Source organism: Prosthecobacter sp. (assembly GCF_049294395.1).
Classification (GTDB): Bacteria; Verrucomicrobiota; Verrucomicrobiia; order Verrucomicrobiales; family Verrucomicrobiaceae; genus Prosthecobacter.
This window is the reverse complement of the sequence record NZ_JBAQCR010000011.1, coordinates 1-14,198: the sequence shown is the minus strand read 5'-3', so window position 1 is coordinate 14,198 and position 14,198 is coordinate 1. Positions and strand designations below refer to the sequence as shown.

General features: G+C 60.1%; 17 protein-coding genes and 1 pseudogene. All 18 read left to right on the top strand.

Going from position 1 to position 14,198, the window contains the following annotated elements; all coding sequences use genetic code 11:
* Positions 1-187: 187 nt before the first annotated feature.
* Entirely contained in the window at positions 188-958 is a 771-nt protein-coding gene (locus WAW39_RS00870) for a hypothetical protein (RefSeq protein ID WP_422314794.1), read from the top strand.
* A gap of 86 nt (positions 959-1,044) precedes the next feature.
* Complete coding sequence (locus WAW39_RS00865) at positions 1,045-1,170, top strand: hypothetical protein (protein ID WP_422314792.1); 126 nt, start codon at positions 1,045-1,047, stop codon at positions 1,168-1,170.
* Positions 1,167-1,748 carry a hypothetical protein gene (locus WAW39_RS00860; RefSeq protein WP_422314790.1) on the top strand — a complete coding sequence of 194 codons (582 nt, stop codon included), beginning with the start codon at positions 1,167-1,169 and terminating at the stop codon, positions 1,746-1,748. The genes WAW39_RS00865 and WAW39_RS00860 overlap by 4 nt, the downstream gene beginning before the upstream one ends.
* Before the next feature lie 19 nt (positions 1,749-1,767).
* A complete protein-coding gene (locus WAW39_RS00855; protein WP_422314788.1) occupies positions 1,768-2,253 on the top strand; it encodes a hypothetical protein in 486 nt (161 codons plus the stop codon).
* A 26-nt stretch (positions 2,254-2,279) separates the two neighbouring features.
* Positions 2,280-2,531, top strand: a complete 252-nt coding sequence (locus WAW39_RS00850; RefSeq protein WP_422314786.1) for a hypothetical protein — start codon at positions 2,280-2,282, stop codon at positions 2,529-2,531.
* 5 nt (positions 2,532-2,536) lie between these two features.
* Complete coding sequence (locus tag WAW39_RS00845; protein WP_422314785.1) at positions 2,537-3,097, top strand: hypothetical protein; 561 nt, start codon at positions 2,537-2,539, stop codon at positions 3,095-3,097.
* Between the two features lie 5 nt (positions 3,098-3,102).
* Positions 3,103-4,770: a hypothetical protein gene (locus tag WAW39_RS00840; RefSeq protein ID WP_422314783.1), complete on the top strand. Its 1,668-nt coding sequence runs from the start codon at positions 3,103-3,105 to the stop codon at positions 4,768-4,770.
* A 268-nt stretch (positions 4,771-5,038) separates the two neighbouring features.
* A complete protein-coding gene (locus WAW39_RS00835; RefSeq protein ID WP_422314781.1) occupies positions 5,039-6,571 on the top strand; it encodes a phage portal protein family protein in 1,533 nt (510 codons plus the stop codon).
* A 26-nt stretch (positions 6,572-6,597) separates the two neighbouring features.
* Positions 6,598-7,941 (top strand): hypothetical protein, encoded by a 1,344-nt coding sequence (locus tag WAW39_RS00830; protein ID WP_422314779.1) that lies wholly within the window; start codon positions 6,598-6,600, stop codon positions 7,939-7,941.
* A 54-nt stretch (positions 7,942-7,995) separates the two neighbouring features.
* A complete protein-coding gene (locus tag WAW39_RS00825) occupies positions 7,996-8,805 on the top strand; it encodes a hypothetical protein (RefSeq protein WP_422314777.1) in 810 nt (269 codons plus the stop codon).
* Positions 8,806-8,877: 72 nt separating this feature from the next.
* Entirely contained in the window at positions 8,878-10,017 is a 1,140-nt protein-coding gene (locus tag WAW39_RS00820; RefSeq protein WP_422314775.1) for a hypothetical protein, read from the top strand.
* A gap of 106 nt (positions 10,018-10,123) precedes the next feature.
* Positions 10,124-10,780, top strand: coding sequence for a hypothetical protein (locus tag WAW39_RS00815; RefSeq protein ID WP_422314773.1), 657 nt, complete (start codon positions 10,124-10,126; stop codon positions 10,778-10,780).
* 32 nt (positions 10,781-10,812) lie between these two features.
* Entirely contained in the window at positions 10,813-11,277 is a 465-nt protein-coding gene (locus tag WAW39_RS00810; protein WP_422314771.1) for a hypothetical protein, read from the top strand.
* Positions 11,278-11,286: 9 nt separating this feature from the next.
* Positions 11,287-12,198: a hypothetical protein gene (locus WAW39_RS00805; RefSeq protein ID WP_422314769.1), complete on the top strand. Its 912-nt coding sequence runs from the start codon at positions 11,287-11,289 to the stop codon at positions 12,196-12,198.
* Positions 12,195-12,794 (top strand): hypothetical protein, encoded by a 600-nt coding sequence (locus WAW39_RS00800; RefSeq protein ID WP_422314767.1) that lies wholly within the window; start codon positions 12,195-12,197, stop codon positions 12,792-12,794. Before WAW39_RS00805 ends, WAW39_RS00800 begins: the two co-directional genes overlap by 4 nt.
* A gap of 70 nt (positions 12,795-12,864) precedes the next feature.
* Positions 12,865-13,593 (top strand): FN3 associated domain-containing protein, encoded by a 729-nt coding sequence (locus WAW39_RS00795; RefSeq protein WP_422314765.1) that lies wholly within the window; start codon positions 12,865-12,867, stop codon positions 13,591-13,593.
* Positions 13,594-13,599: 6 nt separating this feature from the next.
* Positions 13,600-13,788 carry a hypothetical protein gene (locus WAW39_RS00790; RefSeq protein ID WP_422314763.1) on the top strand — a complete coding sequence of 63 codons (189 nt, stop codon included), beginning with the start codon at positions 13,600-13,602 and terminating at the stop codon, positions 13,786-13,788.
* A 24-nt stretch (positions 13,789-13,812) separates the two neighbouring features.
* A pseudogene (locus WAW39_RS00785) lies at positions 13,813-14,198 on the top strand (hypothetical protein); the annotation flags it as partial.

Here is a 14,198-nt window from a genome sequence, read left to right as displayed (position 1 = left end):
GACATCTGGTCGTCCTGGTCAGGTGCTGGAGTGGGTGGGGTGTGGCTGAATGGGGGTGCGCTTAGCCGTGCTTGTTCCTCGGGGGGAACCGGTGGTGCACTGCCTCCCCTGGCTGGGCGGGCGGTGTACCACCAACTCCTGCGGAGAGCGGGGCGGCGGTCCTTCATCCCTCACCCAACGCCACCTCATGAAACTGCTCTGCCTCTTCGCCCTCGCTCTGCTGTTCGCCACGCCCTGTGTCTTTGCCCAGGACATTGATCCTGCGATTCAGCAGGCTGTCACCAACGCGCTGCCTCCGGCTTATGAGCGGTGGGGTGTGCTGGGTCTTCTGCTGCTTGCGTTTGTCTGCCGCTTCTTCACCGCCCGCAAGAACGGGCTCAGTGTCGTGGATGCGATCCTTGCCACCTTGAAGGGCACGAACGTCCCCACCAAGCCGCTGCTGCTGGCCGGGTGCCTTTGCATGCTCTCGCTGAGTTCATGCGCTGGCATCGCGGCCTTCATGGCATCGCCTGCAGGTCAGGTGACTGTGGCTCTCGCTGATCTTGGTCTCAATGTGGCGGCGGCGAAAGGTAAGATCGCCCCGGGGGACAACGTGGCGATTCAGCGCGGGCTGGCCATCGTGACGAATCCAGCAGACCCCACAAGCCTGAAAGTGTTCAGCCTGGCTGAGCTGGGTTTGAGCACGGCAGTGAGCAAAGGTGTGCTCAAGCAGGGCGATGCGCTGCTGATTCAGGAGGCGGGCGTCATCATCAAGAGCGCCTTCCTTGAACCGCAGATCCCGAGTGCGAAGCAGCCAGTGAAGGTGCTGCCAACCGCCGCTGTGAAGCCGCGCCAGAAACAGCTCAAGCCGGGACTACACTACGAAGACGGCCCGGGCTGCATGCAGCTGGCAGAGCGCATCCCGGTCTATGGCGAGCGCGTCGCGTTCATGCTGAGCACCGCCAACGTGCGCAATTAATCACCCCACATACCAAGGGCCTGCGGTGGGTCCGCTTAAGCCGGGTTGATCACCCGTGACCTGCCGCAGGCCCATACATCCATCTCATGAAAGCTCTCCTCCTCTGCATCGCCTGCCTGAACCTGGCCTCCTGTGCTCAATGGCACTTCTGGCGCGGCGATGCTGTGGAGCAGAGAGCCTATGAACAAGTCACCGCACGCTACTCCCGATGATCTCCATCGCTGACATTCAAACGCTGCTCAAGCTGCCAGCCGATGGCACGTGGAGTCCGACCGATCAGGCCGCATTGCTCAAGGCCAGCGCAGCCGTCAAGAAACGCATTCAGGCGGGGCTTGGCGTGGTGGTGGATGGAGACTGGGGGCCGAAGTCCCAGGGTGCCTTGAATGCGCTGAGCGATGAAGACGGCAGGGCTTGGATCATCTGCAAGGCCAGCAGCTTCGCTGATCCTGCAGACATCCGCGCCTTCAAGAGATGCAAGGCCCAGCCAGGAAAGACAGACCTGCAATGCTTCAAGGTGGGTGACAATGGCGTGGGAGAGTCCGGCGTCATCACGTCTCAAATCAACACGGCTTATATCGCGGTGCATCATGACTTCATGGTCTCCCGCTGGGGCAGCAGGCATGCAGCCTGGCTGCGCGAAGTCGAAGTCATCGCCAATGGCGTGCGCTTCACCGCCAAGGTCGGGGATCGCATCAGTGAACGTGGCCGCATTGATCTCAATCCCGCCTGTCAGGTCATCATCAACAAAGACGCCCCCTTCGTCATCGACGCCAAATGGCGCTGGCTCTGATTCCTCTTTTTCTCAATCCATGATCACCATTGCTCTGGCTGGCGTTGACAATGTCCCTGCGGACTACGTGAAGAACTTTGTCATCATGCTCACGTTTTTAGCGGGGCTTTACTTTGCGCACAAGCGCGGCATGCGGGCCAGTGGCACGAAGTCAGACCCGGTGAGCATCGCGCAGCCATTGGAGATCAAGCATACGGCATGCTATGCGCACAGAGAAGAGGTGGAGAAGGTGAACCTTGAAGTGAAGCGCATCATGGATGCTGGAGATGGGCGGCAGGAAAAAATCATTAATGCCATTGGTGCGACGGAGCGCAGGCTTATGGGGGAAGTGAAGGATCTGCACAACCGCCTAAACCCTGTGGCTGAGTCCTGCAGGTCTCACACCGACGTGCTGAAGCAGATCAATGACAGGCTCTCCAATCACGAGCGCCTGCGTCAGGAAGAGACGCAGCGCATCCATCAGCGCATTGACGACGCCATCCGGCTTTCATCGGCCAAGAAGTAACGCCCCAATTTTCCCCTCATCACCCCATGAAACTCACGACTGAAATCATCCGCATCCTGCGAGAAGCTGAAGGCCATCCGCTACTGCTGAGCGTGGTGCGCGCCCAGATCGACGCCCGCGTACGTCCCCGGCCCATGAAGGGGCTGGTGGACGATGCGATCGAGACACTGATGCAAAAGAGCTACATCCTGCAAACGCCCAATGAGATGGACGATGCCGATCCCTTCTACCTGCTGGATGAACGCGGCGCGGCCTATGCAGCGCAGCAACGCCTCTGAACTCCATGAGCACCGCCGCCGTCATCAATGAATCATTGGCTGAACGTCTGAACAAGGCGGAGGTGTACGATGAATTCTGCGCGCTGATGTTTGATCAGCGCATGCACTATGACGAGCTTCTGAAGCAGCTTGAGAAGTGGGGCATCAGTTCCTCCCTGGGGGCGCTGAGCCGGTTCAAGGGCAGCCATCGCGGCCACTGGGCTCTGGAGCGTGCCAAGCGTGAGGAAAAGGAATTCCTGAGCAGCCACGGTGCCGAGCTGGATGAGACCACGCGCAAGCTGGTGGCGATGCGCATCTTTCAGGATGCCGCCAGTCCTGAGACCAGCACCAAGGACGTGCTGCGCATGCGCGATCAGGAACTGCAGATGGCCAAGCTCAAGCAGGATGCCGTCAAGCTGGAGCAGGCGGAGCGAAAGCTCAGCCAGGCACAAGAACTGATCGACCTGCAGAAGCGGAGGATTGAAGCGCTGGAAGCCCGCGAAAACGAGACCAAGGAAGATCTGGGCAATAACACTCTCACCGAAGAAGAACGTGCAGCACGGATGCGTGCGCGATTCGGAGTCTGACGATCATGGCCAAACAAACCACAGCGCAACGTGATGCGATGGAGCGGCTGCGGGGCAACCCTGAGCCGACGATCAGCCAGGCGTCGCGTGCGATGCGTGAGGCGGATGAAGTCTGGCGCAAGCTGCAAAAGGAAATCATCGCAGCGCTGTCTGAGGTCAACCCTCTGCTGGCCATGGAGGTGGTGGAGCTGGAGAAGACGTACGAACGTGCGATTGCGCAGGGGTGGAAGCCGGGGCAAAACTTCAACGGCTGGAAGAATCCGTATCCCATCGACGACCCGAGGTCGATGTACACGCAGAATCAGTTCGTCAGCGCGCACGACATGAACCCGAACGTCTGTGACGTGGCTTCACGACAGACGGGCAAGGGGTTTGTGGCTGGAGGTGTGACCGCAACGAGCGCGTACAGCGGGCAAAGCGACTGGACGATTGTATCACCCTCTGAGCGGCAGAGTCTTCTGACACTCGATAAAGCCAAGGACTGGGTGCAGGCCTATGGGCTGGCAATCGAAGATGAAGAGATCGAGCGTGATGGGGGCGGATCGCAGGCTTTGATCACCTCCAAGATGGTCAAGCTCAGCAACCGGCGACAAATTCGAGGGTGTCCAGGACTACCACGAACGCTGCGTGGTGGCACTTCAAGTCTCTATATTGACGAAGGCGACTGGATCGAGAATGCCAGCGACTTCATGCGGGCGGTCATCGGCATCGTGGCCAATGAGATGAGCGGCAAGAAGCAGCTCCGCTACATCACAACTCCCGCTGGTAAGAATGCCCCAAGCTTTGGCTACGTGCATAATCCTTCGACGCCGGAAGAGCGGGCCGAGGGGTTAGCCTGGTCATCGCGTGTCATTAACATCTGGCAGGCCGTGCTGATGGGGATCAAGCAGAATCCCCACCGCCTGCGCAAGCTCTACGGTGATGACCTGGAAGGCTGGATGCAGGAAATGCTCTGCGTGTGGCTGGATGCTTCCAGTGTGCTGCTGCCGTATGAGATGATTCAGGCATGCGAAAGTATTGAGGCCAGCGAGTATGACACGCCTGAAATGCTGGCTCTGAGCCCGCTGCGCAAAGTGGCAGGCATCGACTTTGGACGTGTGAATGATCCCACGGTGATGATCACAGCCTTGAACGGGCTGGGTATGAACATCGTGCGCAATATCACGAGCTTGAAGAACACCAGCACGCCTGTGCAAATGGAGATCCTTCATCCTTACATGGAGCTGTGCTCCATTGTGGAGATCGACTATACAGGGCCGGGTATTGGCTTTGGCGATCTGGCCGTGCAGGCTTTCGGTGAGTATAAACCTTCGGAGGGGAAATTTGGGAAGATCAAACTTGTGACTACCACGGCACCGGTCAAACGCGTGATGTATCCGCGTTTACGGGCTGCTTTTGAAAAGAGGCGCATCCTCGTTCCTATCAGTACCGAGCTGCGTGAGGATCTGCACTCGATGAATATCGTGATCAACAAGAGCCAGTTCAGCTACAAGGCTCCGCGCACTGATGAAGGGCACAGTGATCGTTGTACGGCTCTGGCACACATGCAGAGTGCAAGTGAGGAGAATGTCAGCGGGCCTTTTGGCTTTGAGTCCAGCCCGCGTGAAGAGAGCGGGGGCGGTGGGGCGCTGGACCGGGGGCTGGATTTTCTGCGGGGTTTGATCGGAATTTGAGGAGGGCCGGTTTTGGGCTCTAAAACCCCGATTCCGCTACTCTGACACCATTCAGGGGGCTGAAACGCCTCAAAAACCTTGCAGGCGGGTTGCAGGGGCATTCTGGCGGCGATCCTGAAGGCGGGTTTGGGCCGGGGTGGCAGATGGCAGGGTTGGGGGCGGTTCGTCCCCCGGGAGCCGAAAAGGGGCGCAAAGGGCAGATTTGAGGCTGACATCTGGTCGTCCTGGTCAGGTGCGGAGATGGGGTGCGGTGAGAAGATGAGTCCGCTTGACCCCTGACTCCACCATCACTGAAAACCTCGCCCTCCGCTGGAAGCAGCAGCGGGTCAATGTCCTGCCCGGAGTCACGGCACGCGGCCTGGCCACACTGCTGGACGGCTTTGACCGGGGGATGCTCAAAACCTCGGCGCTGGCCTGGGATGAGATGATTGAGCGTGATGAGACGCTTTCGGTCTGCGTTCCCAAATACATCGACCAGGTGTCATCGCAGCCATGGGACGTGCTGATCGGTGAAGAGGTGCCAGACGAACTGCAGGAGGAAGCGAAGCGCCATCAGGCCGCGCTGAAGCACTTCTATTCCAACCTCGGCTATGAAGATGCGCTGGACCGGAATTTTGAGAGTGACATTGAGATGGTGATCCGCCGCACGATCCAGGCGCGCTTCTACCGCTACAGTGCGCAGCGCATCATCTGGCAGCCATCGGCTGAAGGTCTGACGGCCATCATCCGCTACTGCAATCTCGCGCTCTTTGACAATACGACGGGCAAGCTGCAGTGGGCCGGTGTGGAAGGCACGACGCCTGGGCAGGCAATCACTGACCCGGAGAACTGGCTCATCGCTGCCAGCGATCGCTGCCTGATGAAGGCGCTGAGCATTTGCTACATCTTCAAGCGCCTGCCACTGCAGGACGCGCTCAACTTCTGCCAGCGCTTTGGCATTTCCGCCGTGCATGGCGAGACCCAGGCGCAGCCCGGCAGCAAGGAATGGGATCGGTTTGTGGATGCGCTCAAGTCCTTTGCGAATGATCTGACCATCGCCACCACGCTGGGGGACAAGTTCAACATCCTGGACAACAAGGCCTCCAACGGGGAGCAGGTGTTCGGCTGGATCATTGAGTCCATGAAGCGGGCGATGGTGACCATTGCCCTGGGCAGCGACCTTAAAACCATGAGCCGTGAAAATGGCGCGGGTGCCAGCCTGCAGGGTGATGACGGTGACCTCATGACGGCGGCTGGATGCCGCTTCGTGACGGGCACCTTCAACCGGCAGCTCGACAAGCGGATCATCGCGGATCAATTCGGCGCAGGCGTCAAACCGCTGGCCTTCTTCAAGCTCATCCCGCCGCAGAATCAGGACGTGAAAATGGAGATGGAAGTCGATGACCACGTCACCAGCCTGGGCGTCAAGCTCAGCGTGGAAGATGTGGCGGAGCGCTTCAACCGCACGCATGACGAGAGCCAGGTGGTCACGCCACCTGCCACACCAGCCACGCCGCCTGCAGCGCCAGCCAGTCCTCTGGCCACTGCTGCCAATGAAGCTGCTGCCACACTGCAGCGTCTGGAGAACAGCGAGCGTGATACCTTTGCCGCCGCGACCCTGCGCGATGCCAGGCCTTTGATTGACGCGCTGCTGCCGCTCAATGCCGCCCAGGGAGCCGATGCCACGCGCAATGCGCTGCATGCGCTGGCTGCCAATGCGGAAGATCTCGAAGTCAAGATGATCGACCAGGACGCGAGCACGCAGGCCTTGGAGGTCATCGTCGCCACGGAATTGCTGCGCGCCCTGGCTGGCGAATCCTGAACCCCAACACAACCACGAATCCACGCATGAAACGCCCCTCCATCATTCAATTCTTCCGCTCCCGCATTTTGATGCTATCAAGCCCGGGCGCGTGCATCGCCGCCAATGATGCGGCGGAAGATTCAATGTTCATGGCTGCCAACGAGCAGGCCTACGGTGTCGACACTGAAGGCGTGATGGTTGTGCCATTCGGTGAATACCCGGTGATGGTCTCCGTGGATGGACGCATGGTGCGCGGCCTGCAGCGCATCGACGCTGAGGCGGGCAATCAAATGGCGGCGGACATGGGCGGCATCATGGGCACGCTCAAGAGCGCCTTCATGGGCCGTCCTATTTTTGTCGGGCATCCCTACCACCCGAACGCCACGGAAGCCGCGAAGTATCCCGACAAGAAAGCCCGTGGCTTTGTGAAGAGTGTCGAGGTCAAGGAAGATTCCATCCGGCTGATTCCGAAGTACAACCGGCTCGGCAAAGAGGAGGTGGAAGATCAGCAGCTCATTTACCACACGCCGCAGTGGCGCATGCAGAAGGTCATGGATGCCACAGGCAGGCAGGAAATGAAAAACGGCATGCCCGTGTTTCGCCCCAACTCCCTGCACAGCGGCGGACTCACGAACAATCCCAACATCAACGTGCCTCCTCTTATGGCGAGCAATGAAGCGCCTGCTGCTGGTGCGATCGACACCGCGAAGCTGCTCGCTCCCTTCATCGCTGAAGGTTTCATCAAGGCGGATGATGATGAGGTGACCATGCTCTCCGCCATCAATGCCTTTGTGCAGGATGTGAAGTGGAGTCGCGTTCGCAAATTGGAGATGCAGGCGCAGATCGCCAGCATGCGTGCTGCCGTTCCAACCGCAGCCAATGAAGCCAGCCATGACGAGCTGCTGCAAAGCCTGTGCAGCCAGGTTGCAGCCACGGCAGCAAATGAAGCGCAGCATGAGTCTGACATCACCGCCGCCAATGAGAAAGCCGCAACGGCTGAGGCGCGATTCACCGCCGCACGCACCGCCCGGGTGCAGTCCGCCGTGGAACTCTTGATCGCCAAAGGCCACGTCACGAACGCCAATGCCGGCGCTTTGCGCACAGAGCTGATCGAAGCCGCCAACGAGGCCGATGTGGATGCGCGCCTGGCTGAGCTGGGGAAGACGAAGCCGAAGCTCGGACTCAACGGCGGTGTGACTGACAACCTCAAGGACGCCGGAAAGCTGATCATGGCTGCCAACGAGCGCACGAACCGCAACCGCATGCGTGATGAGGTGGTGAATGACTGCCTTGCTGAAATCACCAAAGGCGGGCCAGCCCGGCCAGGGGATCAGGAATACGCCTGGAACCGCGCCCGCTCCCTCAGGCCTGAACTCTTCAATCACTAACAAATCTCCGACGCACGTCGGCTGAAAACGAAAACGCAAACACACACACCCACCATGAAACACAATCGCTCCAAGCGACATCATATCACCGGCGTGCTCGCAGCTCTTTGCGGCGCGCTGGCCATCTCCTGCCAAAACCTCTTTGGCGGTTCCTCAAACTACATCGCGGCGAATACCTACGACGCTGCGGTTGACATCCACTGCGAGTCTCTGAACCGCACGAATGATGCCGCTGTCTCAGCGCGTCACTTGCTGTGGAAAGACGGTGCCACGGCTGGAACTACTGTGGCGCTGAGTGGTGCCACCAACCTGCCCCTGGGAACGATCGACAACATCGAATCCAGCACCGGCCTCACGCAAAAAGTGATCCTGCTGGGCAAAGAGAAAACCGTGAAGATGGTGGCCTCTGAAGCGATGGCAACGATCGGCGTCAAGGTCTATGCGGCCGCATCTGGCAAGATCGCCCTCACGGGTGTGGTGCTGGTAGGGCGCATCCTCACTGCCGCTGGCGCGGATGGTGATGTGGTGGAAGTGGAAAGCTGCTTCCCGCGTGTGGAGCCTAATGGCGTCAACACCGTTGCGGGTGCTACGCTGGCCATCCCGGTGACGAAACGCCGCGTGAGCAAAACCACAGGAGGCGCTGAAGCCTTGACGCTTGCCAACGGCCTGCCAGGCCAGCGGCTGAGCATCGAGCTGGCTGTGGATGGTGGCGACGGCACACTGACACCAACCACGAAGTCTGGCTTCACCGCCATCGTCTTCGCCGATGCACTCGACATCGCAGAACTCGAATACGTCGATGACACGGTGGGCTGGATCATTGTCGGACTCTCCGGCACCGCTGCTCCTCCTGCCTTCTCCTAATCCTTCTTCACTTCATCCCTCCGACTCATTCACGGCTTAGCCCAATTCAAACACACCCTTGATTCAAATCTCATGAAACTGAACTTCTCTATTCACGCGCTGGCCTCCATGCTGCTGCAGCGCTGCTTCTCCAGCGGCCCGATGGCTGCCAATGATCGCGGGCTTGACTCGCTGATCATCACCCCGGGATCCCTGCAGTCTGATCCTGGCTTCAATCATGCCCGGCCTGGTGCGATCTATGCCGCCAATGAAAGCGAGCTGAGCGCCGCCTGGCGTTCTGGCAACGTGATCGAAGCCGCCAATGATGGCAACCTGGCTGCGGGCACGATGGCGCTGTCCCAACCGCTTACGCAGTTCTCCACCGGCATTCGCGATCGCGAAAACCTGCAGGAGCTGCTTGATCGCATGTTCCCGATGGCCCCTGTGGGCGGACTGCGTTTCTCCTACCTCGCGGAAACCGAGGCGGAAGAACTTCAGAAGCGCACGGTGCAGCAGCTCGCACGCCCTGTGCATGGTGAGTTTTCTGAAACCAAGATCACCGGCAGCACGGTGGATGGTGCCGTCGACAACCTCGGCATCATCACGTATCTCGACATCGACCAGGGCGGCCTCGTCCCTGAGATGCAGCAGGCCGTGGTGCAGAGCCGCCGCAACCTGATCCTGCGCAGCCTCATTGCAGACGGTCTGACCAAGCTGGATGCAGCAGCCACGGCTGACACCAGCAAGAACTGGGGCGATGCCGCTGCCAACCCTGATGGCAACCTGCGTGAGATGGTCAAGAACTGCGGCGATGCACGCGGCGAAGACGCCAACGTGGTCACACTGGGCCAGGGTGTCTGGAACTACCGCCAGGACGCCTATGAAACGCCCACACGCACCAACGGCCTTGAGCGCGGCGGCTGGACTCCTGAGCAGCTGCGCAACTACCTGCAGGTGGATGACGTCATCCCTCTGCGCGCCCGCTACCGCAGCAGTGCCACGGCAGCAGCGGCGCTGCTTGGCACCACGGCCTATGCCTACAGTGCACGCAGCGGCCTGATGCCGATGGACAGCAGCAACGTGAAGCGCTTCCAGCACATCGCCACAGGCGGTGCCATGCGCGTGTGGATCGAGGTCGGCACGCACCGCGTCAAGATCATCGTCGACTGCTACGCCCGCAATGTCATCACCAGCACCGTTGGCATCCGCAAGCGTGTCATCACCTGGACCTGAGTTTAAGCAGCCTTCGGGCTGATGATTCACCCGCTGCGCATCGCTGCCAAGGCGGTGCGCAGTTGTGAGCCATCCAACGCCACCCACACACCACCATCCCACGATCATGAACCTGCCCCAAGAGACCCTCAATACCATCAAGTCAAACCATCCTGAACTTTGGCGTGCCAAGGCTGCTGCAGGGCTGGGTGATCAGCTCATCGCCGCCGCGATCCTTTCCCAGGTGGAGCAGGATGCCAAGAACCCGCCTGAGACTGAAGCGCTGAAGCGTATCAAAGCAGCAGCGGGCATCGTGCTGGTGCATGCAGGCAAGTTCAGGGCTTCGCGTACGGAGCTAGACAGGATCCTCGCGGAAGTGCGTGAGCAGTTCCCTGAGCTTGAGATTGAGATCCTGGAGGAGCCGCCTGGCATGGAAGGCCTGGCGATGCTTCCAACGGACAGCGGCATGCGTGAAGTGATCGAGAAACTTCGCGTGGATCTGCAAACGTCGACGGACCGCACCGCTGAAGTGGAGAACTGGCTCAGGGAAGCGCAGGACTCTGCCAGGGCTGATCAGGAGATCGTCGTCAAGCTGACACGTGAACGTGCTGAGCAGGATACGATCATCGCTGACCTGACGCGCCAGCGTGCTGAGCTGGATGCTGAATTGAAAGCCGCCCGTGAGCTGCTCAAGCAGGTGGGTGCATGCGCCAACATCAAGGAAGTGCGCGAGCTGCTCAAGCCAGCTGAACCGGCCCAGGCCGATGCAGCCCAGGGCGGTTAATTTCACACTCATCGGCGCACCCTCTTCATCTCATGGCCTGGATCACACCCACACTGCAGGAATGCAAGGACCGCATCCCCAAGGAATGGCCTTCACTTTCCAGTGCGGCCAAGACGCAAGGACAGGATGCGGAGGCGCTGGCACAGAAGGTCATCGACACGCAGGTGACGCGGGTGCGTGGCCGCGTGCCAGTGGATGTCAAGCGCGGTGAAGATGGCACGATCCCGAATGAGCTGGAGAGCGCATTCTTTGCGCTTTGGGTGTATGAGTTCATCACCAAGCTGCCCTCCATGCGCAGCCTGCTGGATGATCTGCGCGTGAAGGCCTGGGAGAAAGCCTTTGATGAACTGGACCGCCTGTCAGCGGGCAAGATCCAAGTGGTGCCACCTGTCACGGCTGCGCCTTTGGATCAGCAGGCTACAGGCGGATACATCGAAGTGGCGAAGCCAGCGCGCCCGAATCAATTCTCGATCGAGAACACCAGCGGCCTGCTGTGACCTACCCCCGTGTCAGTCAAACTCGCCATCTCTGACGCCATCACGCAGGCCATGCGCCTGGCGCGTGAACGCAGCCTGCTGCCAACGGCGATGAGCAGTGCTGAGATACAAGAGATGACACAGCGGCTCAAAGAGCGGGTGTTTTTCTCCGCACGCACGGCCAATCTGCAATACCTGCAGGAACTCAAGAAGCTGGTCGACCGCGCTGTGAAAGGCGAGGGCATCAACAATGATCTGGCGCAGCTCCGCATCGAAGCCAGGCGCATGCTGGTGAAGCTGGGCTACAACCCTGAGCAGGGTTTTCCCGGTGATGCTGAGCTGGGCATTCCACCGGCTGCTGCAGGATCTCTGCGAGATCTGAGCAGCGGGAAGCGTCTCAACCTGATCATGGACACTCAGGTACAACTGGCACGCGGGCTTGGCATGAAGCTGCGCGGCAGCATGCGTGCCGACCGCTATCCGGCCTGGGAGCTTGTAAGGCTGATGAAATTCACCAGCCAGCATCAGCGTGAATGGCACAAGCGCTGGGAGACGGCGGCTGATAATGTGAACTGGGAAGCGGTGTCGCGTAAAGCCTTCACCGAGGGCCACATGCTGGCGCTCAAAGGCTCGCCCATCTGGGCAGCACTGGGTTCCTCCGCGCTGTTTGCTGATGCGCTGAACACGGACCATGCGCCCTTTGCGTTCAACAGCGGCATGGGCTGGCGTGAAGTGCCGCTGGATGAATGGCAGACGCATGAGCCGGGTGTGGTGGCTGCGCCTGCCGCCGTGTCTCTCACAGAGCCCGCCAGCAACGCCCTGCCCAAGCTGGCTGCCAAGCCTGAACGCAGCGCCGCAGACAATGCGAAGATTGCCATGCTGCTGCGCCTCAAGGCGAACTTTGCCGACCGTGAACGCCGCCGTGCAGCCGGGCTCTTATGAGTGCGATCAGCATCCAGCTTGAATACGGTGGTGACAGCAACATCGCCACGCTGCTGGACAGCTTTGACTTCACCAGCCAGGCGCGCTTCTTTGACGAGCTGGCGGATGATTTTGAAATCCTCACGCGGGAGCACATCGCGCGTGCAGCAACCACACGGCACAAGACAGCAGCGCGGCTGGGTGCGCCCGTGACAGGCTACCTGGAAAAGCTGGCGACGGGCACCGAAAGCGTGCGCGGCCAGGGCTCCCCTGGGCGGGTGCGTCTGACACTGCAGGGCGAGATCTTCAAGCGGGCCTTTGGGCCGGTGACGGTGACTGCCACCCAAGCCAAGATGCTCACGATCCCATGGAGCGCAGCGGCCTATGGCAAGCGGGCGGGTGAGTTCAGTGATCTCTTTGTGTTCAAGTCCAAGCGCGGCGCGGCGTTTCTGGCGCGGCGCATCGACAAGAGCAAAATCGAATTCCTATTCCTGCTCAAGAAGAGCGTGACACTGCCACAGGATCGTGGCCTGCTGCCGGATGATGCGGCGTTTCTGGCCGTGGTGGAGAAGGCGGCGCAAAGGTATGTCGAGGCTGAGCTGGCGAGGCTGACTTAGCTCAATGAATGGCTGACATCTGGTCGTCCTGGTCAGGTGCTGAGATGCCTGCAACGTGGTTGCATGGTGGATGCCAGACGCCCTGCAACAACTCCAGCTCGACATCGCCGCCATGCTGCGTGCCGATGAATTGTTTGCCGGAGTGCAGGTGATTGTTTCAAGGCCACGCGATGCTGAGGACGCGACGCTGATCCAGTCCAACATCGACAACGCCCTGGCTGGCCTGGTTCAGGTGGAGACGGGCGAGACTTTCAAGGGCGGGCTGGCTGTCATCATCATGATGAGCGAGGGCGAAGTGCCAGCACCGAACGTGCCCGGCCCGCAGCTTGAACTAGTGCAGACGGTGCGTGTGATCGAAAACCCGCTGGTGAACATGGGTGACGATGGTACGCAGATCACCGCTGAACAGGGTGCGCTCAATGTGCTCTCCGCATTGCATCATTGGAATCCCGGCTACGGCGTGCTGACGGCTGACAGCCGCAATGCGCTCAAGGAAGTGAACCTGGAAGGCAAGGTGTCCTATGACGTGCGTTTCCGCCGTGATGCAGGCATCACACCGCGTGACTTTGTGCAGCGGCCTCTGATCACCATCGGCGGCTCTGATGCCACCATCACCTGCGGCACTTCTGGAGCCGCGATCTACTACACACTGGATGGAAGCACACCCACCAGTGGAGGTCTCAGCGGACAGCTCTACACCGCGCCCGTGGATGTCACCGGACTCACAGGCAGCACCCTGCGCGCTGCTGCCTTCAAGACGGGCCTGCGTGGCAGCGACATCAGCGCCAAGCAACTCTGAACCGCCATGACCAAGCCAGCAAACACCGCCTATCACGAATGCATCAACTGCGTGGAGCTGCACCAGGTCACACTGGATGTGAATGACCAGATCGACTTCATCACCGAGCTGCGCGGGCAGCTGGCGCGCAAGCTGACGGCCCTGCGCAGCGAGCAGAAACGCCGCAAAGCTGAAGGCCACCTTTCCAAATCCTAAACATCCACTCCACCACCGCACCTTATGTCATTCGACCGCACCACCATCAAATCCGGCCCCGCCATCCTCACATGGAACGGTGGCACCATGTACTTTGCCAAGGGGCTGACTGCCGAAGAGGGGTTTGAAACCTTCGACGTGACCAGCGATGTCTTTGCCGGTGCTGACAAGCGGCGCGGCTCCATGCTGGGAACGATCAAGGGCACGCCCTCCGGGCAGTGGAAAAACCTTGGCGTGTGGTTCCCCTGGCTGGGGGCGGCACGCGGCACACGCATGCATGGTGCCAGCGACAAGACGGCGGTCATCAAGTGGCTGGATGGCGATATCTGGACCTACCACAACGCCGCGCTGATGGACATGCCGGACCTGATTCTTTCGAGCACGAAGACGATCATGGAAGGCGGCATCAC